This is a genomic window from Flavobacterium sp. GNP008, assembly GCF_056428965.1.
Window position 1 is genome coordinate 1 of sequence record NZ_JBWJVL010000084.1, and the last position, 215, is coordinate 215.

Below are 215 nucleotides of genomic sequence, written 5' to 3' on the forward strand. Positions count from 1 at the left end.
GTGCGCTGCTGCTGGTCTTGGCGGCGGTGTACGTGAGCCTGGGGCGTGAATTGACCCCGTTGGTGGCCGAATACCGTGCCGAGATCGAGGCCAAGGCCCAGTCGGCGGTGGGCATGCCCCTGCGTATCGGCAGCCTGGAAGGGCGCTGGAGCGGCTTTGCTCCCGTGTTGCTGGCTCACGATGTGATGGTCGGCGAGGGCAACAGCGCCTTGCGC

At 67.4% G+C, this 215-nt stretch carries 1 protein-coding gene; it reads left to right on the forward strand.

The annotated features are described in order from the left end of the window. The coding region (locus AC0608_RS13990; RefSeq protein WP_478289508.1) for a YhdP family protein at positions 1-215 on the forward strand (215 nt) is incomplete at both ends.